The organism is Methylobacterium sp. AC315 (assembly GCF_979253755.1).
The window spans coordinates 31,180-54,469 of sequence record NZ_CEEDEA010000025.1; the positions used below are offsets into that span (position 1 = coordinate 31,180).

Annotated in this window: 22 protein-coding genes and 1 pseudogene; 10 read left to right on the forward strand and 13 right to left on the reverse strand. The window is 71.5% G+C overall.

What is annotated here, in order from left to right; translation table 11 throughout:
- Positions 1-22 precede the first annotated feature (22 nt).
- Positions 23-1,005: pseudogene (locus AC0IY0_RS25225) on the forward strand (GlxA family transcriptional regulator).
- 5 nt (positions 1,006-1,010) lie between these two features.
- Here AC0IY0_RS25225 and AC0IY0_RS25230 read toward each other — a convergent pair.
- The 6 genes from AC0IY0_RS25230 to AC0IY0_RS25255 all read right to left on the reverse strand — a co-directional run bounded on the left by AC0IY0_RS25230 (position 1,011) and on the right by AC0IY0_RS25255 (position 10,159).
- Positions 1,011-2,060, reverse strand: coding sequence for an HpcH/HpaI aldolase/citrate lyase family protein (locus AC0IY0_RS25230; RefSeq protein ID WP_147857554.1), 1,050 nt, complete (start codon positions 2,058-2,060; stop codon positions 1,011-1,013).
- A gap of 174 nt (positions 2,061-2,234) precedes the next feature.
- Positions 2,235-3,566 carry a DUF2778 domain-containing protein gene (locus tag AC0IY0_RS25235; RefSeq protein WP_471766026.1) on the reverse strand — a complete coding sequence of 444 codons (1,332 nt, stop codon included), beginning with the start codon at positions 3,564-3,566 and terminating at the stop codon, positions 2,235-2,237.
- Positions 3,567-3,843: 277 nt separating this feature from the next.
- On the reverse strand, positions 3,844-5,163 hold the full coding sequence (locus AC0IY0_RS25240) for an AmpG family muropeptide MFS transporter (protein ID WP_147909574.1): 1,320 nt from the start codon (positions 5,161-5,163) through the stop codon (positions 3,844-3,846).
- Between the two features lie 218 nt (positions 5,164-5,381).
- Positions 5,382-9,002, reverse strand: coding sequence for a transcription-repair coupling factor (mfd, locus tag AC0IY0_RS25245; RefSeq protein ID WP_471766027.1), 3,621 nt, complete (start codon positions 9,000-9,002; stop codon positions 5,382-5,384).
- Between the two features lie 615 nt (positions 9,003-9,617).
- Entirely contained in the window at positions 9,618-9,848 is a 231-nt protein-coding gene (locus AC0IY0_RS25250) for a hypothetical protein (protein ID WP_147941392.1), read from the reverse strand.
- 14 nt (positions 9,849-9,862) lie between these two features.
- Positions 9,863-10,159: an FAD assembly factor SdhE gene (locus AC0IY0_RS25255; protein WP_147857071.1), complete on the reverse strand. Its 297-nt coding sequence runs from the start codon at positions 10,157-10,159 to the stop codon at positions 9,863-9,865.
- A gap of 197 nt (positions 10,160-10,356) precedes the next feature.
- On the opposite strand from AC0IY0_RS25255, the gene AC0IY0_RS25260 reads away from it, so the two are divergent.
- The 3 genes from AC0IY0_RS25260 to AC0IY0_RS25270 all read left to right on the forward strand — a co-directional run bounded on the left by AC0IY0_RS25260 (position 10,357) and on the right by AC0IY0_RS25270 (position 12,290).
- On the forward strand, positions 10,357-11,334 hold the full coding sequence (locus tag AC0IY0_RS25260; protein ID WP_147941391.1) for a quinone oxidoreductase family protein: 978 nt from the start codon (positions 10,357-10,359) through the stop codon (positions 11,332-11,334).
- Positions 11,331-11,957, forward strand: a complete 627-nt coding sequence (pncA, locus tag AC0IY0_RS25265) for a bifunctional nicotinamidase/pyrazinamidase (protein ID WP_147941390.1) — start codon at positions 11,331-11,333, stop codon at positions 11,955-11,957. The genes AC0IY0_RS25260 and pncA overlap by 4 nt, the downstream gene beginning before the upstream one ends.
- Before the next feature lie 132 nt (positions 11,958-12,089).
- The gene (locus AC0IY0_RS25270; RefSeq protein WP_147909579.1) at positions 12,090-12,290 is read left to right on the forward strand and encodes a hypothetical protein; all 201 of its coding nucleotides are present in this window, start codon (positions 12,090-12,092) and stop codon (positions 12,288-12,290) included.
- Positions 12,291-12,359: 69 nt separating this feature from the next.
- Here AC0IY0_RS25270 and AC0IY0_RS25275 read toward each other — a convergent pair whose 3' ends face one another.
- From AC0IY0_RS25275 to rimO, 3 genes are all read right to left on the reverse strand, one after another.
- Complete coding sequence (locus tag AC0IY0_RS25275) at positions 12,360-12,593, reverse strand: hypothetical protein (RefSeq protein WP_147941389.1); 234 nt, start codon at positions 12,591-12,593, stop codon at positions 12,360-12,362.
- Positions 12,594-12,646: 53 nt separating this feature from the next.
- Complete coding sequence (gene dinB, locus AC0IY0_RS25280; RefSeq protein ID WP_147941388.1) at positions 12,647-13,729, reverse strand: DNA polymerase IV; 1,083 nt, start codon at positions 13,727-13,729, stop codon at positions 12,647-12,649.
- 117 nt (positions 13,730-13,846) lie between these two features.
- Positions 13,847-15,199 carry a 30S ribosomal protein S12 methylthiotransferase RimO gene (rimO, locus tag AC0IY0_RS25285; RefSeq protein WP_147941387.1) on the reverse strand — a complete coding sequence of 451 codons (1,353 nt, stop codon included), beginning with the start codon at positions 15,197-15,199 and terminating at the stop codon, positions 13,847-13,849.
- A gap of 394 nt (positions 15,200-15,593) precedes the next feature.
- On the opposite strand from rimO, the gene pabB reads away from it, so the two are divergent.
- The 5 genes from pabB to AC0IY0_RS25310 all read left to right on the forward strand — a co-directional run bounded on the left by pabB (position 15,594) and on the right by AC0IY0_RS25310 (position 19,333).
- Complete coding sequence (gene pabB, locus AC0IY0_RS25290; RefSeq protein WP_246692944.1) at positions 15,594-16,985, forward strand: aminodeoxychorismate synthase component I; 1,392 nt, start codon at positions 15,594-15,596, stop codon at positions 16,983-16,985.
- Positions 16,982-17,605: an anthranilate synthase component II gene (locus AC0IY0_RS25295; protein WP_147941386.1), complete on the forward strand. Its 624-nt coding sequence runs from the start codon at positions 16,982-16,984 to the stop codon at positions 17,603-17,605. The genes pabB and AC0IY0_RS25295 overlap by 4 nt, the downstream gene beginning before the upstream one ends.
- Complete coding sequence (locus AC0IY0_RS25300) at positions 17,592-18,467, forward strand: aminotransferase class IV (RefSeq protein WP_147941385.1); 876 nt, start codon at positions 17,592-17,594, stop codon at positions 18,465-18,467. The genes AC0IY0_RS25295 and AC0IY0_RS25300 overlap by 14 nt, the downstream gene beginning before the upstream one ends.
- Complete coding sequence (locus tag AC0IY0_RS25305; RefSeq protein WP_147941384.1) at positions 18,464-18,880, forward strand: DoxX family protein; 417 nt, start codon at positions 18,464-18,466, stop codon at positions 18,878-18,880. Before AC0IY0_RS25300 ends, AC0IY0_RS25305 begins: the two co-directional genes overlap by 4 nt.
- Before the next feature lie 210 nt (positions 18,881-19,090).
- Positions 19,091-19,333, forward strand: a complete 243-nt coding sequence (locus AC0IY0_RS25310) for a hypothetical protein (RefSeq protein ID WP_147941383.1) — start codon at positions 19,091-19,093, stop codon at positions 19,331-19,333.
- A gap of 157 nt (positions 19,334-19,490) precedes the next feature.
- On the opposite strand, the gene attM is transcribed toward AC0IY0_RS25310, so the two are convergent.
- The gene (attM, locus tag AC0IY0_RS25315) at positions 19,491-20,282 is read right to left on the reverse strand and encodes an AttM family quorum-quenching N-acyl homoserine lactonase (protein ID WP_471766031.1); all 792 of its coding nucleotides are present in this window, start codon (positions 20,280-20,282) and stop codon (positions 19,491-19,493) included.
- Positions 20,283-20,642: 360 nt separating this feature from the next.
- On the opposite strand from attM, the gene AC0IY0_RS25320 reads away from it, so the two are divergent.
- On the forward strand, positions 20,643-21,200 hold the full coding sequence (locus AC0IY0_RS25320; RefSeq protein WP_147941938.1) for a YciE/YciF ferroxidase family protein: 558 nt from the start codon (positions 20,643-20,645) through the stop codon (positions 21,198-21,200).
- 164 nt (positions 21,201-21,364) lie between these two features.
- On the opposite strand, the gene AC0IY0_RS25325 is transcribed toward AC0IY0_RS25320, so the two are convergent.
- From AC0IY0_RS25325 to AC0IY0_RS25335, 3 genes are all read right to left on the reverse strand, one after another.
- Entirely contained in the window at positions 21,365-21,694 is a 330-nt protein-coding gene (locus tag AC0IY0_RS25325; protein ID WP_147941937.1) for a hypothetical protein, read from the reverse strand.
- A gap of 76 nt (positions 21,695-21,770) precedes the next feature.
- Complete coding sequence (gene mazG / locus AC0IY0_RS25330; RefSeq protein WP_461231454.1) at positions 21,771-22,640, reverse strand: nucleoside triphosphate pyrophosphohydrolase; 870 nt, start codon at positions 22,638-22,640, stop codon at positions 21,771-21,773.
- A 62-nt stretch (positions 22,641-22,702) separates the two neighbouring features.
- A complete protein-coding gene (locus AC0IY0_RS25335) occupies positions 22,703-22,936 on the reverse strand; it encodes a hypothetical protein (RefSeq protein ID WP_147941935.1) in 234 nt (77 codons plus the stop codon).
- Between the last annotated feature and the right edge of the window lie 354 nt (positions 22,937-23,290).

The following is a 23,290-nucleotide window of genomic DNA, read 5'->3' on the forward strand; positions in this document are numbered from 1 at the left end:
ACCGCGCCACGGTCTGGCCGAGATGCCAAAGACCCCTCGTTTCTCGCCAGATACCCCGCGCCCCGTGGAGCTGCTGGCCTTCCCGGCGGTGCAGCTCCTCGACGTCGCCGGGCCGCTCCAGGTCTTCGCCACGGCGAACGACTTGAGCGGCGGGCTTGCGCCCTACGCGCCGCGGGTGATCGCGGCCGGCGACGGGGCGCTCACCGCCTCGGCCGGCCTGCGGCTGGTGGCCGAGCCGCTGCCGGAGCGCGGCGCGCCGGTGGACACCCTGATCGTCGCGGGCGGGCCCGGCGTCACGGCGGCCTGCGCCGACCCGGCGCTGGTGGCCTGGGCGCGGGACCGGGCCGGGCGGGCGCGCCGGGTCGCCTCGGTCTGCACGGGCGCGTTCCTGCTCGGGGCCACGGGATTCCTCGACGGGCGGCGGGCGGTGACCCACTGGAAGCATTGCGGTGCCCTGGCCCGGCGCTACCCGCTGGCCCGGGTCGAGCCCGACCCGATCTTCGTGCAGGACGGCCCGGTCTGGACCTCCGCGGGCGTCACCGCGGGGATCGACCTGGCGCTGGCCCTGGTCGAGGCCGATCTCGGCCGCGACCTCGCTCTGGCGGTGGCGCGCCACCTCGTGATGTTCCTGAAGCGCCCCGGCGGGCAGGCGCAGTTCAGCGCGGCCTTGGCCCTGCAGGCCGGGGAGGACCGCTTCGCCGCCCTGCACGCCTTCATCGCCCAAAACCTGTCGGGAGACCTGTCGCTCCCGGCCCTGGCGGAGGCCGCCGGGATGAGCGAACGCAGCCTGAGCCGGCACTACCGGGAGGCGACCGGCCTCACCCCGGCCAGGGCCGTGGAGCGCCTGCGGATCGAGGCGGCCCGGCGGGCGCTCGCCGAGACCGCGCAACCGGTGAAGCGCATCGCCCGGACCTGCGGCTTCGGCTCGAGGAGACCCTGCGGCGCAGCTTCCTGCGGCACGTGGCGGCGACGCCGCAGGATTATCGGGCGCGGTTCGGGGAGTGAGGGGGCTACCCCAGCTGATACACCGCCGCCAGCTCCGGATCCTTCGCGGCGACCAGCTTGGCCAGGTCCACGATGACCTTGGCCTGCTTCCAGGTGGCGTCGTCCTGCATCTTGCCGTCGAGCATCACGGCGCCGGTGCCGTCGGGCATGGCCGCGACGATGCGGGCCGCGAACGCCACCTCGGCGGGGTCGGGGGCGAAGACCCGCTTGGCGATCGTCACCTGGCTCGGGTGCAGCGTCCAGGCGCCGGCGCAGCCCATCAGGAAGGCGTTGCGGAACTGCGCCTCGCAGGCATCGCCGTCGGAGAAGTCGCCGAACGGGCCGTAGAACGCCTTGATGCCGTTGGCCATGCAGGCATCGACCATCTTGGCGATGGTGTAGTGCCACAGGTCCTGCTGGGCGGTGGCCCGGGGCGCGTCGCCCGCGGGATCGCTGAGCACCCGGTAATCCGGGTGGCCGCCGCCGACCCGGGTGGTCTTCATGCCGCGCGACGCCGCCAGATCGGCCGGGCCGAGGCTCATACCGTGCATCCGCGGCGAGGCGGACGCGATGGCGTCGACGTTGGCCACGCCCTCGGCGGTCTCCAGGATCGCGTGGATCAGGATCGGCTTGGTCACCCCGTGCCGGGCCTCGAGCTGGGCGAGCAGCTGGTCGACGTAGTGGATGTCCCACGGCCCCTCGACCTTGGGCACCATCACGACGTCGAGCTTGGATCCCACCTCGGCGACGATGGTGAACAGGTCGTCCAAGATCCAGGGCGAGTTGAGGGCGTTGATCCGGGTCCAGAGGCCGGTGCCGGTGGCGGCGAAGTCGGTCGCCTGCGCCATGGCGACGAAGCCCTTGCGGGCGGCCTCCTTCTGGTCGGCCGGGACCGCGTCCTCCAGGTTGCCCAGCACCACGTCGACGGTGCCGGCGAGCTCGGGCACCCGGGCGCGGACCTTGTCGTTGTGGGGCGGGACGAAGTGGATCATCCGCTCCAGCCGCACCGGCAGCTCGCGGAACGGGGCCGGCGCGCCTGTGGCGAGGGGCTGGAAGAAGCGGCGGGGCAGTTTCATGATGGGCCTCTTGTAACGGGCTTGGCGTCTGGCCCGTTAAGGCAGGCTTGGGGCGGCGCGTAAAGGCGCTGGCCGTCAAGCCCCCTCCGACTTTCGGGGCAGCCGCCCGGAGCCGTTCCCGGCCGTGGTGCGATCGGGAGACCGGCCCGCGATCCCCGCTACGACGTGCGCGCGTCAGCCCCGCCGGCCCGGGCGGTCGGCCATGCCGACCCGGCTGCCGAAGAAATCGCCGCTCTTGCCGGCCACCACCACGAGGCGGCGGACCTCGCCCCGCAGGAACGCCTGCAGGAAGCGGTTGTAGTCGCGGAACGAGACGCAGCCGTTCGAGGCGCCGGGCTGGCGCAGCATGTAGGTGTGGGCGAGCAGGCCGTCGCGGCCGTGGATCGCGGCGCTGCCGCCGATCGGGTTGAGGCGGATCGCCCGGACCCCGTGGAACAGGCGCTCGCGCTCGGTCAGGTCGTAGGTGCCGGGGGGCGTCGAGCCGCGCATGCGCAGGTGGACGTAGCGCGGGTCGTCCATGGCCTCGCCGAGGCCGGAATGGGCCTCCAGCACATCGCCGGAGGGGAGGGTCACGGTGCGGGCGGTGATGTCGTAGACGGCGGTGCCGGCGACCGAGTCCGGGGCGGCGCTGATCCGGGTGCGCGGCGCCTCCTGCGGCAGGGCGTCCGGGCTGGCATAGGCGAGCGCCTGACGCGACTCCGCGCGGGGTGCGGCGGCGCCGACGCCGAACAGCGTCTCGAGGAAGGACGGCTCCTCCGCCATGGCGGCGCGGAACACGTCGCGGGTGCGGGGCAGGGCGCGGGCCGCCACCCGGGGCGCCGGCGCCACCGCGGCCGGGCGCCGCAATTCGGACGGCCGGGCGACCGGCAAGGGGACGAGATTGGGCACGCGGGCGGCGGGCGTCGGCTCGGCGGCGGCGATCCGGACCGGCGCCCTGGACGGCGCGGCGGCGGCCTGCGTGATCGGGGCCTGAACGACGGGAATCGGGGCCGGCTCTGCCGATGCCATCCGGGCCTGGACCAACTTGCGGGCGACCTTCTGGGCGATCTCCCGGACCGCCGGGGACGGCTCGGCCACCGCGACCTGGAAGGACGCGGCCGGGGGCGGCGCCCCGAAAGCGGTGGCGGCGCCGGAGCCGAGCGCCGGGCTGGGATCGAGCATCCAGGCGATGCTCGGCCGCGGCGCGGGCCGGGATGCGGGGGCGGGCTGTGCCTCGGTGGCCGGGGTGGTCTCGCTCCGGGTGGTTGGCCAAGCGGTCGACCAAGTGGTCGGCAGGCCGTGCGGCAGGGTCAGCACGGTCCAGCCGGCCATGGACAGGGCGGCCAGCGAGATCAGCGCCGTCAGCCGGGCGCGGCGGCGGGCGCGCCGCATGGCGCTCGGGTAGGGGGCCCGGCCCGGGGGCGCGTAGGCCGCCTCATAGACGAGGCGCGGGTAGGGCGCCGGCACGGAGGCCAGGAGAGGGGCCGCGTCGCGGTACGCGGGTCGGGAATACGCAACCTGGGCCATGCGGGAACTCGCGTACGCGCTTCCCCGTATGGCAGCCGTCGCCGTTCGCCCGCGGAGGCTTTTTCCGCGCACGTGGCCTGGGCTGCCCGTCTGGGGAGGACATCAACCGTCCAGCCCATTAGGCCTCGGCGTGGTTAATCTTGGCTAAAGAGCCGGCGGCGTCGGACGCACCGCCCTGGAACACGCTCGGACGGCGTGCGGAACACCGGACACGCGCCCCGAAAACCGATCGCCGGCGCGCGAAGACTGTGGAGATCGCGCACGCGTCCGCGGGCCGTCACCCGGCCGGCGCCTCCATGGGCCCGTGGCGGCGCGCCACCAGGAGGCACAGCAGCGCCACCGGCACGCCGATCAGCGAGGTGCCGATGAAGAACCACGTGAAGCCGGTCTGCTCGATGACGAATCCCGACAGCCCGGCGAGCAGGCTGCCCGGCAGGGCGCAGAGCGAGGTCAACAGGGCGTACTGGCTGGCCGCGTGCTCGGTGGCCGCGAGCCGGGACATGTAGGTGATCAGCACGATCGACGCGAAGGCGTAGGCGAAGCCGTCGATCCCGACCGTCACCGCGAAGGTCCAGAACGCCGCCCCGCCATGGCCGCCGTGCCAGGCGAGGTAGGCCAGCGCGAGATGCGACGCGGAGGCGACCACGGTGCCGATCAGCAGGCTCGCCATCATGCCGATCCGCGGGATGATCGCGCTCGCCAGGAAGGTGCCGCCCAGCGCGATCCAGAAGCCGAACAGCTTGGTCACCGTGGCGATGTCGGTGTTGGTGTAGCCCAGCGTCTTGAACAGCGGGATCGCCATGGTGCTCGACACGTAGCCGGGCATCCGGAAGCCCGCCACCAGCGCCAGCACCGGCACCGCCAGGGGCCCGAGGCGGGCCAGCAGGTCGCGGATCGGCGCCCAGACGGTCTCGACGAAGCCGCCGGGCGGCAGCGGCGCGGCGGGGGGCTCGGGGGCCAGCAGCGCCGCGATCGTGCCGGGGGCGAGCAGCACCGCCATGCACAGGTAGGCGGTGCGCCAGCCGTAGGCGTCGGACAGGTAGAGGGCGCCGGCGCCGGCCGCGAGGTTGCCGACCCGGTAGCCGATCTCCGACCAGGACGACATCAGCGCCTGCCGCTCGGGCGGCGCCGCGGTGATGCGCCAGCCGTCGATCACCACGTCCTGGGTCGCGCCCGCCACCCCGAGCGCCAGGGAGAACGCCACCGTCCAGCCGAGCCAATGCGCCGGATCGCCGAACGCCACCCCGGCGAGCGCCAGCGCCACCAGGATCTGCGTGGCGACGATCCAGCCCCGCCGCCGCCCGAGCCAGCGCCCGAGCAGGGGCGCATCGTGACGGTCGAGGAACGGCGCCCAGAGGAACTTGAGCTTGTACGCGATGGTCAGCTCGCTCATCAGGCCGATCGTCGCCAGCGGCACCTTGGCCTGGACGAGCCACGCCGACTGCGTCGCGTAGACGAGCAGGAACGGGATGCCCTGCGCGAAGCCCAGCCCCAGCACCGCCACGACCCGCCGGTCGGTGAACAGGGGCGTCAGGAAGGCGTTCGTTTCGGACTTGGCCGGGCCGGACGCACCGGTGGCCTGCGCCGGGTTTGCCATCCACGCGTCTCCTGGGGTTCGCGACGGTGAGAGCAGAGATGGGCGGGAGGCGCAACACGCGACGGTCCCACCCGCCACCTCAGCCTGAAGCGCCCGGAGCCCTCGAAGGAGGGGCCCCGGGAGCGCGGGGCCGGCTGGCGGCCTCGTTCGAGACCCGCTGCACGCTCACCTCACGGTGAGGGGGATCGTTGGCGGAGCCCTTGTCCCCACCCCGCCCCTCACGCCGCCTTCTTCACCCGCTCGGCGATCTTCACCAGGCTGCGCAGCACCTCCGTGGCGGTCTTGAGCCGGGCCGGGATCGTGGTCAGCTCGCGCACGAACACGACGCTCATGTCGGGCCGCACCTTGGCGAAGGAGGCCTGCTCGGCCACGAACGCCACCAGCCCCTGCGGGTTGGCGTAGGATTTGTCCCGGAAGTGGACGACCACGCCCTTCGGGCCGGCCTCGACCTTCTCGACGTTGGCCTTGAGGCACAGGATCTTGATCGTGCCGATCTTGAGGAGCTGCTCCACCTCCGGCGGCAGAGGCCCGAACCGGTCGATCATCTCGGCCCCGAAGCTCTCCATCTCGGCATCGTCCTGGAGGGTGGCGAGCCGGCGGTAGAGGGACAGCCGCGCCCCGAGATCCTCGACATAGGTCTCCGGGATGGTCACCGGGGCGCCGAGCGCGATGGTCGGCGACCACGCCTCCTCGGGCACGTCCTCGATGCCGGCCTTGAGCGCCGTGACCGCGTCCTCCAGCATCTGCTGGTAGAGTTCGTAGCCGACCTCCTTGATGTGGCCGGACTGGGCGTCGCCTAGGAGGTTGCCGGCGCCGCGGATGTCGAGGTCGTGGCTGGCCAGCTGGAAGCCGGCGCCCAGCGTGTCGAGGGTCTGCAGCACCTTGAGCCGCTGCTCGGCCTGGGTCGTGAGCTGGCGGTTGGCCGGGGTGGTGAACAGCGCGTAGGCCCGGGCCTTCGAGCGGCCGACGCGGCCGCGCAGCTGGTAGAGCTGGGCCAGGCCGAACATGTCGGCCCGGTGGACGATCAGCGTGTTGGCGGTGGGGATGTCGAGGCCGGATTCGACGATGGTGGTCGAGAGCAGCACGTCGAACTTGCCCTCGTAGAACGCGGTCATCACGTCCTCGAGCTGGCCCGCCGCCATCTGGCCGTGGGCGATCGCGAACTTGATCTCCGGCATCTCGGCGTCGAGGAATTTCTTCACGTCCGCCAGATCTTCGATTCTGGGCACGACATAGAACGACTGGCCGCCGCGGTAGCGCTCGCGCAGCAGCGCCTCCCGGATCGTCAGCGGGTCGAACGGGGTCACGAAGGTGCGCACCACCAGCCGGTCCACCGGGGGCGTCGCGATGATCGACAGCTCGCGCACGCCGGTCATGGCGAGCTGGAGCGTGCGCGGGATCGGGGTCGCCGAGAGCGTCAGCACGTGGACATCCGCCTGGAGCGCCTTCAACCGCTCCTTGTGGGCGACGCCGAAATGCTGCTCCTCGTCGACGATGATCAGGCCGAGATCCTTGAACGCGATGGTCTTCGCCAGCAGCGCGTGGGTGCCGACCACGATGTCCACCGTGCCGGCGATCAGGCCGGCCCGGGTCTGCTTCATGTCCCCGGCCGAGACGAACCGGGACAGCTGGGCGATCTGGATCGGCAGGCCCTTGAAGCGCTCGGTGAAGGTCCGGAAGTGCTGGCGGGCGAGCAGGGTGGTCGGCACGATCACCGCCACCTGCTTGCCGGCGATCGCCGCCGCGAAGGCGCCGCGCAACGCCACCTCGGTCTTGCCGAAGCCGACATCGCCGCAGACCAGCCGGTCCATCGGCCGCCCGGCATTGAGGTCGTCCAGCACCGCGTCGATGGCGTTGGCCTGGTCCTCGGTCTCCTCGAACGGGAAGCGGGCGGCGAACTCGCCGTAGAGCCCCTCCGGCGCCTTGAGGACCGGGGCCTTTCGGACGAAGCGCTGGGCCGCGACCTTGATCAGCTCGCCCGCCATCTCGAGGATGCGGCGCTTCATCTTGGCCTTGCGGGCCTGCCAGGCCCCGCCGCCGAGCCGGTCGAGGGCGACCTCCGAATCCTCCGAGCCGTAGCGGGTCAGGAGTTCGATATTCTCCACCGGCAGCAGCAGCAGGCCGCCGGTGTAGCTCAGCTCCAGGCAATCGTGCGGCGCGCCGGCGGCGTGGATCGTCTTCAGGCCGGAGAACCGGCCGATGCCGTGGTCGGCATGGACCACGAGGTCGCCGGGCTGCAGCGCCTGCACCTCCAGGATCACGTCCTGGGGCCGCTTGGCCTTGCGCTTCTGGCGCACCAGCCGGTCGCCCAGGATGTCGCCCTCGGAGACCACGGCGAGCTCGCCCACCGTGAAGCCCGCCTCCAGGCCCCAGACCGCCACGGCGGAATCGGCGCCGCGCTTGAGCGCGTAGACGTCCGACAGGCGGGTGATCGCCACGGGCTTCCTCAGGCCGTGGTCGGTGAGCACGCCGCAGAGCCGGTCGCGGGAGCCGTCGGACCAGGATCCCAGGATCACGTGATGACCGGATCCCTGGAGGTCGCGGATATGGGCCACCGCCGCGTCGAACACGCTGGCGCTCTCGTTCGCGCGCTCCGGGGCGAAGGTGCGTCCGGCCTTGGCGCCGCAATCGATCACCGCGCGCTCGGGGGAATCCGGCTGCGCGAACGGGGTCAGCCGGGCCACGGTCGCGGTCGCGATCCGCTCCTTGAACTCGTTCGGGGTCAGGTAGAGGGCGCGCGGCGGCAGCGGCTTATAGGGGGCGACGCCGGACTGGGGCGTCTTCATCGCGCCCTCGCGGGCTTGGTAGTAATCCTGCACGAGGCTGATCCGCTCGGCGGCGGCGTCCTCGACCTGCGGGTCGAACACCAGCGGCACGCCGCCGAGATAGTCGAACAGCGTGTCGAGCCCGTCGTAGAACAGCGGCATCCAGTGCTCGAGGCCGGCATAGCGGCGGCCCTCGCTCACGGTCTCGTAGAGCCGGTCGTCGCGGGTCGCCGCGCCGAAGCTCTGGATGTAGCCCTGGCGGAAGCGCCGGATCGTCTCGGTGGTGAGCTGGACCTCGCTCATCGGCATCAGGTCGAGCGAGCGCAGCTGGCCGGTGGTGCGCTGGGTCTCGGGATCGAAGGCGCGGATCGATTCCAGCGTGTCGCCGAAGAAGTCGAGGCGGATCGGCACCGGCAGGCCCGGCGGCGACAGGTCGAGGATGCCGCCGCGCACCGCGTACTCGCCCGTGTCCCGCACCGTCCCGGTGCGCAGGAACCCGTTGGCCTCGACCCAGGCGACCACGTCGTCCATCGCCACGACGTTGCCGATCGCGGCCGAGAACGCCTCCTTGGCGATGTGGCCCCGGGGCGGCACCCGCTGCACCAGCGCGTTGACCGTGGTGCAGAGGATGCGCGGGCGGTCCTCGGCCGAGCGGGTCCGGGCCAGGCGGGCCAGCGCGGTCATCCGGGCGGCGGCGGTGGCCGTGGTCGGCGAGACCCGGTCGTAGGGCTGGCAGTCCCAGGCCGGCAGGTTCATCACGTCCATCTCGGGCGCGACGAAGCCGAGCGCCGACTGGAACGCCGCCGAGCGCCCGGAGTCGCGCGCCACGTGGACCAGCACCGCGGGGGCGTCGACGGTGGGCGCCAGCGCCCGGGCGAGGTCGGCCACCGCGAGCGCGTCGAACCCCTCCGGGGCGTTCGCCAGGACCGGGCTGTCGCCGCGCTTGAGCGCGTCCAGCACCTGCGCGAGCGCCGAGGACTTCGGCAGGGCGAAGCGCGCGGCCTGCGGCTTGGCAGCCGGCTTGGCGGCCGGGGCAGGGGGCTTCGGGGAGGATTTCGGCTGGGGCTTGGCCATCGGGTCTTTCGCGGGGAATCCCGCCGGGTACTGGGAGGGCTGACGCGGGCCGGCGTTAGCCCATTGAGCCGTCGTGATAAAGCATCCCGACGGCCGGCGTTCGGGCGGCTGACGGTGCCCTATATGGCGGCGACGCTCCAGCAGGGAACGTGTGTTCGGTTGCGTTTCGGGGACGCGCCCTCTTGCCGGGGGCGCGGCACTTTCGACGCGCTGGTCGATCGGAGGGGGCGCGCCCGCCATGGCGCATGCCGACGCGATCCTGTTCACGCACCGGGCGGATGGAACGCCGGTTCAGCGCCGGCCCGATGGCGCATCACGGCCGGTGGTTGCCGTGAGCGACCGCGCCCAGCGCGCGGCCCCGCCGGACGATAGAGATCGCGCATGTGCGTAGGGCCGACCCGGATCACCCCGGCCGCGACGGGGCCTCCTGGAAGCGGGCGATACCGGTTCGAAGCGCCGTCATTCCGGGGCGCCGCAGGCGAGCCCGGAACCCGGAAACGCTGTCCGTGCAGGAGCTTGGCACATCACGCGTCGCGCCATGGCCTGCTCGGAGGTGGAAGCCCGGATCGGCCGCCACCCCTGCGCGCGGCCGGGACGGGGCGCTGAGCCCCACCCCTACGCGTCGGGCCCCACGAGCTCCGCGAGCGCCGCCTCGACCCGGCCGCGGAAGAAGTCGGCGTTGGGCATGGTCTGGGTCATCGCGGCGGCCCGGCTGGTCGCCTGCCGCAGGATCTCCGCGCGCAGCGCCGGGTCGTCGCGCTCCATCATCTCCAACATGATGCGCACCACGAGTTCGGTCGCGATCGACCGGGCGGGGTGATCGTAGGGGGGCTTGGGCTCGTCCATCGCGCGCTCTCGGGTCAGGAATGGATCGGTGCGTCGTGCCGGTGGAACGCCCGCACGCGGCGCCAGACCGCGGTGTCGTAGTTCGACGGCGTCTCGGCCTCGCCGGTGAGCCACTTGAACAGGTCGCGGTCCGGCACCTCGATCAGCGCCTCGAATTCGGTGAGTTCCGACTCCGACAGGGTGCCGATCTCCGCGTCGGCGAAGCGGCCCATGATTAGGTCCATCTCGCGGATGCCCCGGTGCCAGGACTGGAACAGCAGGCGGCGGCGGCGCGGGTCGAGGTCGGCGCTGGTGCGGGTGGTGCCGGACATTGTTCGGGACTTCCGGTCAGAGGGTGGTCAGCATCAAGATAGGCTGCGCGGGGGGCCGGATCCAGGATTGGGATTCCGGGTTTCAGATCGGGCCGCAACCGCAGGGCGAACGGCAAAAAGCAATTGCCTCCGGCGGGGCCTCCGTTATCTCGAGTCCGCGACGTCCCGGCGCAACGGGACTTGAGCGGAGTACGATGATGCCGAAGGCGATCCGGGTCTACGAGTACGGCGGCCCCGAGGTGATGAAGTTCGAGGATGTGCCCCTGGCCGAGCCGGGCCCCGGGCAGATCCGGGTCCGCCAAGCCGCCATCGGCGTCAACTTCATCGACATCTACTTCCGCACCGGCGCCTACAAGTCGCCGCACCTGCCCTACACCCCCGGCAAGGAGGGCGCCGGCACCGTCACGGCGGTGGGCGAGGGGGTCTCCAACATCAAGACCGGTGACCGGGTGGCCTACGGCTCGGTGCCGGACGGCTGCTACGCCGAGGAGGCGGTGATCCCGGCCGCGGCGGCTGTTCCGATCCCCGACGGCGTCGACGAGAAGACCGCCGCCGCCATGATGCTGAAGGGCCTGACCGCCGAGTACCTGCTGCACCGGACCTACGCGGTGAAGCCCGGCGACACGATCTTGTGGCACGCGGCCGCCGGCGGCGTCGGCCTGATCGCCTGCCAATGGGCCAAGCACCTCGGCGCCACCGTGATCGGCACCGCCGGCAGCCCCGAGAAGGCCGAACTGGCCAAGCAGAACGGCTGTGACCACGTCATCCTGTACCGCGAGGAGGATGTCGCCAAGCGGGTGCGCGAGATCACCGGCGGCAAGGGCGTGCCGGTGGTCTATGACGGCGTCGGGCAGGCGACCCTGATGGGCTCGCTCGACAGCCTCGCGCCGATGGGCCTGCTGGCGAGCTTCGGCTCGGCCTCCGGGCCGATCACCGGCCTCGACCTCGGCCTGCTCGCCCCGCGCGGCTCGCTCTACGTGACGCGGCCGACCCTGGCGACGTTCTCGTCGAACCGCACCACCCTGGAGGAGGCGGCCGCCCGCCTGTTCAAGGTGGTCGGCGACGGCGCCGTGAAGATCGCCGTCAACGCGACCTACCCGCTCGCCGAGGCGCAGACCGTGCACCGGGACCTCGCCGGACGCGAGACCACCGGCTCGATCGTGATGCTGCCGTGACACCCGGCGCCGCCGACCTGCTCCTCGTCATCGACGTGCAGGTCGACTTCCTGCCGGGCGGGGCCCTCCCCGTCCGGGACGGCGACGCGGTGGTCGCGCCGATCAACGCGCTCCAGCACCGCTTCCGCCACGTGGTGCTGATGCAGGACTGGCATCCGGCCGACCACGTCTCCTTCGCCGACACCCATCCCGGGCGGGCCCCGTTCGAGACCGTGGCGCTGCCCTACGGCCCGCAGGTGCTGTGGCCTCGGCACTGCGTCCAGGGCAGCCTGGGCGCGGGCTTCGCGCCGGGGCTGGCCACCGACCGGGCGAGCCTGGTGGTCCGCAAGGGCCTGGACCCCCGGGTCGACAGCTATTCGGCGTTCCTGGAGGCCGACCGCATCACCCGCACTGGGCTCGCCGGCGCGCTGGCGGAACGCGGCATCACCCGCGTCGTCCTGTGTGGCCTCGCGACCGATTTCTGCGTGCTCTGGAGCGCGCTGGATGCCCGCGACGCGGGCTTCGAGGTCCAGGTGGTGGAGGATGCCGTGCGCGGGATCGACGTGGACGGCTCGCTCGCTCGGGCCTGGGCCCGGATGGAGGCGGCCGGCGTGCGCCGGATCGGGTCGGCCGAGATCGCGTAGCGCGCCATCCCGGCGGCTGGCTGTCGGCGCGTGGGGGATCGGCGGGGGATCGAGAGGCGAACCGCCGCACGGCGACCGCGCGACCGCCCCCGTCTCGACGCGTTGGACTGGCACCAGCCAACAGGAGCCAGCATGTCAGGCAAGCACCCGAAGACCGATACGCCCACGGACGCCGACCTCAAGGGCAATCCCGGGATCGGCACCTCGAAGGGCATGACCGGCGCCGACCCTGAAGATCTGGAGGCGGATTCCACCTTCGAGGGCGACGTCGAGAACGAGACCAAACCCGACGGCGGCATCGACCCGAACCACCGCCCGCGCAAGAACGCCTAATTCCAGACGCCTGATCCGAGAAGCCTGATCCGAGAAGCCCGCTGACGCCCATGGCCCGGGCCATGGGCGTCAGCGGGCGCGGGTCGGCGCCTTCGGGCGCTGCGGCACGGCGGTCCCATCGGTGAGGAAGCCGGCGCCCGGGCCGCCCGAGGACACGTAGAGCTGCGGCGGGCTCGCGCTGTAGCCCCGCAGCAGGATCGCGTTGGCGGCCCTGAAGGACGCGGTGCTGTCGGCGCGGGCGGCACCCACCGGGACGCCGAGCAGCAGGGCGGTCGCCAGGGCCAGGGAGATCGATTTCGACATTGGGACGGGACCTTTTGGTTCGTGAGGTGGCGGGCAACGCCGGCCGAGGCGGATCAGAGCCCGAGCCCGAGCTGCAGCGGCTCTTCCTTCTCCCCCTGCTCGAAGCTCGAGAGCGCGATCCCGATCAGCCGCGCGCTGCGCCGGAGGGGAAACAGGCCGGAGAGCAGTTCCAGCCCGATCCGCTCCAGGGCGGCCCGGTCGACCACCGGGGCGGGGAGGGACCTCGCCCGGGTGACCTGGGCGAAATCCGAGAACTTCAGCTTCAGGGTCACGGTCCGGGCCCGCATCCCCTTGGCCTCGGCCCCGCCCCAGACCTTGTCGAACAGGGGCGCGAGCCGCTCGGCCAGGATCGTGAAGGCGGCCGTATCCTCCGAGAAGGTGGTCTCCGCCCCGATCGACTTGCGCACCCGGTGGGCGCGGACCGGCCGCATGTCGAGCCCGCGGGCGACCGCGTGATAATAGGCCCCGGCCGACCCGAAGGTCTCGCGCAGGCGGTCCGGATCCCAGGCGCGCAGGTCGGCCCCGGTCTCGATGCCGAGCCGCTTCATCTTCGCTTCGGTGACCGGGCCGACGCCGTGGAACCGGCCGATCGGCAGGGCGGCGACGAAATCCGGCCCCATGGACGGGGTAATGACGAACAGGGCGTCAGGCTTCCTGAAGTCGGAGGCGACCTTGGCCAGGAACTTGTTGTACGAGACCCCGGCCGAGGCGACGAGGCCGGTGCGCTCCAGGATCTCGGCCCGGATCGCCTTGGCGACCGCGGTCGCGGTCGGAAGGCCCAGCAGGTTCTCGGTGACGTCGAGATAGGCCTCGTCCAGGGCGACCGGCTCGATCACCGGCGTGTGCCGGGCGAACACCGCCCGGATCTCCTCTGAGACCGCCCGGTAGACCTCGAAGCGCGGCTTGACGAACAGCAGGTCCGGGCAGAGCCGCCGGGCGGTGGCCGACGGCATGGCCGAGCGCACGCCGAACCGCCGCGCCTCGTAGCTCGCCGCCATCACCACGCCGCGCTCCCGGGAGCCGCCCACGGCGAGCGGCAGCCCGCGCAAGACGGGATCGTCGCGCTGCTCCACGGAGGCGTAGAACGCGTCCATGTCGATATGGATGATCTTGCGGAGCGCGACCTCCGGATCCATCGCAGCCTCGGGGTCCGGACTGAAGTTCCTGCTATGTTCCAGACATGCCAGACCGGACGCCCGGGTCAACCGCTCCGATCCGACGGCGCACAGGGGATTGCGCGCAATCCGGGACCATCAGGTCACGGTGCCGTAGAGGTCGTAGGCGTCGGCCCGGTCGATCTTCACGGTGACGATGTCGCCGGAGCGCACCGGGCGCCGGAACGCGGCGTGGACGTTGCCGTCGATCTCGGGGGCGTCGGCCTTCGACCGGCCCTTGGCGATCCCGCCCTCGACGGAATCGACGATCATGGCCAGCCGCTTGCCGACCTTGGCCCGCTGGAGCCGCAGCGAGATCGCGTTCTGCGTCTCCATGAACCGGCGCTTGCGCTCGGCCTTCAGCTCCGGCGGCACGAGGTCGCCCAGGGCGTTGGCGGTGGCGCCGGCCACGGGCTCGTACTCGAAGCAGCCGACGCGCTCGAGCCTGGCCTCCTGCAGCCAGGCCAGCAGCTCCTCGAACTCGGCCTCGGTCTCACCCGGGAAGCCGACGATGAAGGTCGAGCGGATCGCGAGGTCCGGGCAGGTCTGCCGCCAGCTGCGGATCCGGTCGAGCTGGCGCTCCTGGTTGCCGGGCCGGCGCATCCGCTTGAGCACGGAGGGGCTGGCGTGCTGGAGCGGCATGTCGAGGTAGGGAAGCACCTTGCCCTCGGCCATCAGCGGGATGACCTCGTCCACGTGCGGGTAGGGGTAGACGTAGTGCAGCCGCACCCAGGCCCCGAGCTCGCCGAGCTCCTTGGTCAGGTCGTAGAACTTCGCCCGCACGCTCCGGTCGCGCCACGGGCTCTCGGCGTAGCGGATGTCGACCCCGTAGGCGCTGGTATCCTGCGAGACGACCAGCAGCTCCTTCACGCCGGCCTTGACCAGCTTCTCGGCCTCCCGCAACACGTCGCCGGCCGGGCGGCTGACGAGATTCCCGCGCAAGCTCGGGATGATGCAGAAGCTGCAGCGGTTGCTGCAGCCTTCCGAGATCTTCAGGTAGGCGTAGTGGCGCGGGGTGAGCTTGATCCCCTGCGGCGGGACGAGATCGAGGAACGGGTCGTGGGCCGGAGGCACCGCCTCGTGGACCGCCGCCACCACGGATTCGTAGGCCTGCGGCCCGGTCACGGCGAGCAGGTCCGGGTATTTCGCGCGGATCTCTTCCGGCTGCGCCCCCATGCAGCCGGTGACGATCACCCGGCCGTTCTCGGCCATGGCCTCGCCGATCGCCGAAAGCGATTCCGCCTTGGCCGAATCCAGGAACCCGCAGGTGTTGACGATCACCACGTCCGCCCCGTCGTGGCGGCGGGCCAGCTCGTAGCCCTCGGCGCGCAGGTGCGTGAGGATCCGCTCGGAATCGACGAGCGCCTTGGGGCAGCCGAGCGAGACGAACGAGATTTTCGGGGCGGCCCCGGGGACGGCGTCCCGGGGGGCGGGCGTGGCGGTTGCGGTCATGGTCGCATTCGGAAGACGGGTCGGACGCCACCCTCGCGTGCGGCCGGTGGATCGGGTCGCACGGCGCGCGAGGACAGGCATTCGGGATCGCGCCCCTATAGCGGTTCTGACGCGCTCGCGCGAGACCGGCCGCCGCAGGGGTACCCGGCCCCGCGCGGGAGGCTCGGCGCAGGAGGTACGGCACATCGCCGAAACTTGGCTGTTCGCAGGGCTTTGCCGGCGGCTCCTGAGATCCCACATCAGGTGCGGCCCGCCGTCTCCCGAACCCGGGACGGACCCCGACCGCCCGCGACGGGTGGGGCCTTGCGCGGAACTGCCGCTTTCCCCGCGGCATCGCCTGTGCAACGGCAGCGTGCGGGGCGCGTGCCCTCAGGACATCAGCCCGAACCCGGTCATGTGGACCCAAGAGATCTGGACCCGAGAGATCCCCTTCGTCGATCCCGTCGCGGCGGCCGCCCGGCTGCGGCCCCTGCCGGATCTCGCCTTCCTCGACAGCGCCATGCGGCACGACGCGCTGGGGCGGCACTCGATCGTGGCCGCCGACCCGTTCGCGCGGTTCCGGTTCCGGGATGGGCGCGCGACGCTGGACGGGCGCCCGGTGTCGGGCGGCCCGTTCGCTGCGCTGCGGGCCTGCCTCGCCCCCTACCGGGTCGAGCCCGATCCGGACACCCCGTTCCCGGGCGGGGCGATCGGCTATCTCGCGTATGATCTCGGCGCGCAGCTGGAGCGGGTCGCAGCCCCGGCCCGGCGGGCGGGGCTCACCGACGACATCGCGGTCAACCTCTACGACACGGTGCTGGTGATCGACCACGCCGCCGGGACGTGCCGGCTCGTCGCCACGGGATTTCCCGAGACCGAGCCGGCCGCCCGGCAGGCCCGCGCCGAGGCGCGGCTCGCCGCCTTCACCGACCGGCTCGGCACCGCGACCGAGCCCGAGGAGGCACCGCCCCAACCCGCAAAAAACCTCGCGTGGCACTCGAACTTCGACCGGCAAACCTATGAAGAGGCTGTCGAAAAGGTCCGCGCCTATATCCGGGCGGGCGATATCTACCAGGCCAACATCGCCCAGCGCTTCAGTGCCGACCTGCCGACGGGCTTCGACCGGTTCGCGCTCTACCGGCGCCTGCGCGCCACCAATCCGGCGACCTTCGGGGCCTATCTGGAACTGGCCGGGCTGACCGTCGCGTCGTCCTCCCCGGAGCGCTTCATCCGGCTCGACGGCCGGCACGTCGAGACCCGGCCGATCAAGGGCACCGCCCGCCGGCTCGACGACCCGGAGGCCGACCGGGCCGCCGCCAAGGCGCTCCTGGCCTCGGTCAAGGAGCGGGCCGAGAACGTCATGATCGTCGACCTGCTGCGCAACGACCTGTCCCGGGTCTGCGCGCCAGGCAGCGTCGCCGTACCCACCCTGTGCGGGCTGGAGACCTACGCCAACGTCCACCACCTGGTCTCGGTGGTGACTGGGACCTTGCGCGATGGGCTCGACGCCCTCGACCTGCTGGAGGGCACCTTCCCCGGGGGCTCGATCACCGGCGCCCCGAAGATCCGCGCCATGGACATCATCACCGAGATCGAGGGCGACGCCCGGGAGCTCTATTGCGGCGCCATCGGGCGGATCGGCTTCGACGGCGCGCTCGACACCGCGATCGCGATCCGCACCGTGTTCATGGACGAGACCCGGGCGGTCCTGCAGGCCGGCGGCGGCGTGACCCTGCTGTCGGAGCCGGGCCCGGAATACGACGAGACGCTCGCCAAGGCCGCCCGGGTGTTCGAGGCCTTCGCATGATCCTCGTCCTCGACAACTACGATTCCTTCGTCTTCAATGTCGTCCGCTACCTGGAGGAGCTGGGCGAAGAGGTCCGGGTGGTGCGCAGCGATGCGGTCGACGTCGCCGGCATCCGGGCGCTCGCCCCGGATGCCCTTGTGGTGTCGCCGGGCCCCTGCACCCCCGCGGAGGCCGGCATCTCGCTGCCGGCGATCCGCGACCTGTCCGGCGCGGTGCCGATCCTCGGGGTCTGCCTCGGCCACCAGGCGATCGGCGCCGCGTTCGGCGGCACGGTGGAGCGCGCGCAGCGCCCCCTGCACGGGCAGGCGACCCCGATCGCGCACCGGGGCGAGCGGCTGTTCTCCGGACTGCCCGCGCCGATGCCGGTCGGGCGCTACCACTCGCTGGTGGTCACCCCGGGCCCGGACATGGACAAGCACCTCTCGGTCGACGCGGTCTCGCAGGAGGGCGAGGTGATGGCGCTCTCGCACCGGACCCACCCGACCTACGGCATCCAGTTCCACCCGGAATCGGTGCTGACCGAGGGCGGCCACGCCCTGTTCGCCAATTTTCTGGGACTCGCCCGCGCCTGGCGCGACGAGCGGGGCCACCGGGGCAGGGGCGACGATGCTGTGGCGTGACGGGACGATCGTCCCGGGGACGCAGGCGTCCCTGGACCACACCGACCGCGGCCTGACGCTCGGCGACGGCCTGTTCGACACGGCGCTCGCCCTGGGCGGCCGGGTGGCCTTCGAGGAGGCCCATATCGCCCGGCTCGTCGCCGGGGCGGAGACCCTCGGGATCCCCGCCGAGGCGGACCGGATCCGCGCCGCCATGCGGGCGCTCGCCGGGCAGGGGAATGACAAAGGTAGGGGGGACGACGACCGGCTGGCGATCCGCACCACCCTCACCCGCGGCTCCGGCCCACGCGGGCTGAAGCCGCCGGAGGATCCGCATCCGACCCTGTTCGCCACCGCGGCGCCGAGCGCGAAGGGCGCGGCCTTCGCGCGCCTGCGGTTGTGGCCGACGGGGATCGCACGCAACGACACCACCCCGGCCGCCCGGCTCAAGACCCTGGGCTATCTGGACGCCGTGCTGGCCGCACGCGAGGCCGCCGCTTCGGGCTTCGACGAAGCGCTGTTCTGCAACACAGGCGGCCGCGTCGCCTGTGCGGGCACCGGCAATCTGTTCGCCCTGTTCGGCGACACGCTGATCACGCCGCCGCTGGCCGACGGCGTGCTCCCCGGGATCGTCCGTGCGGAGGTGCTGGGGCTGGCAGGGGCGTGCGGATTGCGCCCGGAGGAGGGCTCGCTGAGCCTGCCCGCGTTCCTCCGCGCCGAGGCCGTGTTCGTCACGAACTCCCTGCGGCTGCTCGCCCCCGTGACCGCGATCGGCGCGACCGGCTTCGCCAGCGCGGAACACCCGGCCGTGGCCCGGCTGACGGCGGCGCTCCGAACCGCAATCGCCCGCGCCTGCGGCGTCGCGGAAGACCGGGTAGGATGAGCGAGCCGAGGCCTGAGGCCTGGCGGCGCCGGCTGCGCTACGGGCTGGCCCTAGTCTATGCCGGGATCGGGATCGTCCACCTCTTGGCCGCCGACGCGATGCTGCCGCTGATGCCGGACTGGGTGCCGGCGCCGCGGTTGGTGATCCTGGCCACCGGCCTGTGCGAGATCGCCGGGGCGATCGGGCTTCAGACCCGGTCGCTGCGCCGGGCGGCCGCGATCGGGCTCGCCGTCTACGCGGTCTGCGTCTACCCGGCCAACCTGAAGCACGCCTTCGCGGCCGTCCACGTCGAGGGCATCCCGGATTCCTGGTGGTACCACGGACCCCGGCTGGCGTTTCAGCCGGTCTTCGTCTGGGCGGCGCTCTGGGCCGGCGGTCTGATCGACTGGCCATTCGGCGCGCGCCGGCGCTGAGGCGCCGGCCGGTCGATCCCCGGGCGGCCCGGCATTCGTCGCGCCCCCAGGACAGGACGGCGAGCAATCCCTGAGAAACCGTGATCACAGGATCCCCGGATCGCAGGCTCACGGCAGGCTTTGATCCCGGGATCACTGCGGATAGACTGCGGTGCGGTCGCCGCACGCGCTGGAACATCGCGTCGCACGGCCCCGATACGGGCGAACTGCATGACCAAGCGCCGCGAGGCCGGCCGAACGACACCGCTCGCCGACACGCTGCCGGAGCAGGCCGCGGTCGAGCGCGCCATCGAGGCCGTCCTCGACCGCCTGCGTCCCAAGGACCGCCAGGAGACCAAGAATCGCCAGGACGTCAGGGACCGCCCGCAACCCAAGTCGGCTGGCCCAGCCACGTCCCGCCGCCCGGCGACCGAGGCCCCCCGGAAGCCCGGTCCGGTCCGGAAGGCCGATTGAACGGCCGGATGCGGCCGGGCGCAGCCCCGCGCTCCGAAGGGCAAAGATTGCCCCCCAGGACGATCGTGTCGCGCACCTTGCCGGGTCTCGGAACCGGCAGGGTGCGCATCGATCCGCATCGTGCCGAAAGACGGCGGCCGCCTTTCGGCACGCTGCGCTAAGCGTAGAAGGCGGGGGCCTTCTTGAACATCGGCCACGCATCCGGATCGTGACCGGTCACGATCTCGGCCCCCGTCTTGTTGGCGATGCCGTGCAGTTTCTGGACCGAGCGGACGCAGTCGACGGCCGAGGCTAGGAAGGCCGGCAGCGCTTTCTGGTTCCAGTGATCGAGCGTGTAGGCCGCGTCGATCGTGAGCAGAACCGGTCTCGAAGCCGGCAACCGCACCAGAACCGATTGATGTCCAGGGGCGTGCCCCGGGGTAAACACCGTCGTCAGCGTGCCGTCGCCGTAGATGTCATGATAATCGTCGGCTGACCCGTTCAGGAAGTGCCACTTGAGATTGGGCCGGTCGAAATCAGCGCGGGTATAGCCACCTCGGGCGAACCAGTCCGGCGTGAACGCATATTCGTATTCCGACCGCTGGACGATGTGCGTGGCGTTCGGGAAGCGGCCGATCGCGCCCGTATGATCGAGGTGCAGGTGGGATTGAAGGACGTAGCGAACGTCTTCCGGATTGATCCCGAGGCGGCGCAGCTGGTCGACGCAACCCTCCTCCTTTCGGAGCACGGGATAGTGGACGTCGGCGATGCTGCCCCAATAGGCGTGGGGATTTTCCGCGACCTCCACCGCGTCGCCGCCATCGATGATGGTATGTCCGGCCGGATGCATGATCAGAAAGAACTGCACCGGAATCTCAAAATCCGCATCGTCGCCCTGGTTCATCTTGATGTTGTGAACCTTGCACTTCAGCGAGCCGGACTGGAGCATATATAGCTTTATATAGATCATTTTCTCCCAAAATTCAATACTTATGCTACAGAATTCCCCCTCGGACGATCGATTTCAGTCACATTCATAATGTCGATTGGGATATCAATACTCGGATCTCGATCACAAAGACTGAAGATCCGGGCCACAGAGTGTAGCGCGAAGCCTTCGTCTTCTTCAAGCGCCTTGGCGAACGTCAGTGGCGGCGTGGGCGCGGCCGTGACGCGCCGGCCCGGCGACGCCGGTCCGGGCGTGCCAGGGCACGGCCAAAAAGTTCCTCCACAGAACGAAGATATCGCCCGGAAACGACGGGGCGGACCGGCGTTCCCCGTCCGGAAGCCGCGTCCCCGAGACGGCGGCCCGCACTGGAGACGGACAGCCATGGCCAAGCCGAAGACGCTGCACGACGCCTTCTACGAGACCCTGAAGGACGTCTATTACGCCGAGAAGCAATCCGTGAAGGCGCTTAAGAAGTCCGCCAAGGCGGCCGAGCACCCGGAGCTGCGCCAGGCCTTCGAGACCCATGCCGAGGAGAGCGCCCAGCAGGTCGAGCGCCTGACCCAGGTGTTCGAGATCATCGGCAAGCCCGCCCGCGCCAAGACCTGCGAGGCGATGCAGGGCATCACCTCCGAGATGGAGGAGGATCTGGAGGATTTCGCCGACAGCCCGGCGGCCGACGCGGTGCTCGCCGCCTGCGCCCAGGCGGTGGAGCATTACGAGATCGCCCGCTACGGCACCCTCAAGACTTGGGCTCGCCAGCTCGGCCACGAGGAGGCCGCCAAACTGCTCGACGAGACCCTGCAGGAGGAGAAGAAGACCGACGCGCTGCTCTCCAAGATCGCCGAGACGATCAATGCCGAGGGCACCCCGGCGGACGACGACGCCGAGGTTCCGAAAGGCGAGGCTCCAAAAGGCAAGGCTCCGAAGAAGGCGGCCTGAGCGCGGCTGCGGCGGAGGAGGGGAGTCCGCTCCTCCGCCGGCCCAGGGATACGCGTTTCCGAGGGGCCCAGCCCCGGCCGTTGTCGGGTGCGCGGATCAGGCTGGAATCGGGCCGACCGTATCCGTCAGGTGCCCCGGCACAGGTCCGAGCCCCCCCAAAAAAGTCACTTCGCGGTCTCGATCGCGCTGAGCGGCGTCCAGTAGCAGCGATCCTGCCCGCTCGTCGGGGCGAGACATCCGTAGGTCACCGTCCGGTTCTCGAGCCGGACCGCTTCGCCGAGCTTCCACGACCGGCACTCGCCGCTGGCCAGGCTGCTCTTCAGGAGCTGCCCGAACGCCACCTCTTCGCCGGCCATGACCAGCTTGAACAAGCGATCGGTGACCTCCGGGGCGTGGCAGCCGAACCGCTCCTGGACGATGGTTTCGGCGCGCGCGTCCCGGGGCAGGGACACCATGACGGCGAGGGCGGCGAAGGCGGAAAGAAGGATGCGCATGGGCCAAGGATAAGCGCCGACCGCCGCCTGTCGAGCCCTCGGACCGGGGGCGCCATGCGGGGGAAAGCCGCGCCCGCTACCGCTTCTCGTCCCGCTTCACCGCCTGCCAGGCGGCCTCCATGGCGGCGAGATCCGAACGGCCGAGCGCCCCGCCCGCAGACGTCAGGTGCTCCGCCATGGCGGCGAAGCGGCGCTCGAACTTGGCGGTTCCGTCGCGCAGCGCGGTCTCGGGATCGATCCCGGCATGCCGGGCGAGGTTGGCCACCGAGAACAGCAGGTCGCCGATTTCCTCCGACAGGGCCTGCGGATCGCCGGCTGCGAGGGCCTCGGCGACCTCGTCGGTCTCCTCCCGGACCTTGTCGATCACCTGCGCGGCGTTGCCCCAGTCGAACCCATAGGACGCCGCCCGCCGGGAGATCTTTTCCGCTCGGGCCAGGGCCGGCAAGGCACGGGCGACGCCGCCGAGGGGATCCGGGTCGCCGGTGGCCGGATCCCGGGTCGCCCGCTCCTGCGCCTTGATCGCGGCCCACTGCGCCTCGACTTGGGCCGGGTCGCGCAGGGCCGAGCCCGCTTGGAGGGGGGTGCCGTCCGGCTCGAACACGTGCGGGTGGCGCCGGATCAGCTTGTCGCCGATCGCCCGGGCCACGTCGTCGAACGCGAAGACGCCCTCTTCCTCGGCCATCCGGGCGTGGAACACCACCTGGAGCAGAAGGTCGCCGAGTTCGTCGCGCAGGTCGTCCCGGTCGCCCCGCGCCACCGCGTCGGCGACCTCGTACGCCTCCTCGATCGTGTAGGGCACGATGGTCGCGAATGTCTGCCGGACATCCCAGGCGCAGCCGGATTCGGGATCGCGCAGGGCGGCCATCAGGCGCAGGAGCCTGCCGAGGGAGGCGGGCTCGACGGCGACCGGGGGCCCGGGCCGGCTTGAATCGCGTGTGTCGGTCATGCCCGCCGGGTTAGAGCAGGATGCGGGACAAGGAAATCCGGCCGTCCGGAGCGGACGTCCGGTCAGACCCGGGCGTCGCGTTCGCGGACCTGCTCGGCCTGCAGCTCGCTGAGATAGCCGGTCAGGCGGCCGGTGACGCCGGGGTCGGCGCATTGGACCCAGAGCGGAGCCGGCAGCGCCCGCGCGGGCAGCCGCCGCAGAAAGGCCTCGGCCGACCGGGCCGCCTCCCGCTCCGAGGTGGCGGCCAGTAGCCGGGCCCCCGCCCGGGTACCGATCAGGATCGCAATCGTGGCCATGGACACCCTCACATCGCATCACTAACCCCGCGAGCGGCCCTCGCGTTGCCTGGACCGGGGCCGGCGCCGGCGCCGATGCCGTTGTACAGGCCGCCGTCGATGCAAGCCGTCGACAACGAGATCCCAATCCGGCCCTTGCAGAACCGGGGAACCGACACCACCTCTGCAATCGTCGCCGGGGCCGCGCATCGCGGGTCGGTGGCCCCCTTGAGTTCGAATCGCGAACCAGCCGCCCGGCGCAAGCCGGAGCCGTCTTCGCAATGCCGGCAAAAGGGTTGTTGACAGGGGAATGCGGGGCATCTTATACGGCGCCTCCCGACGCGGTGCCCAAGCAAAGGCGAGCCGGTCGGACGG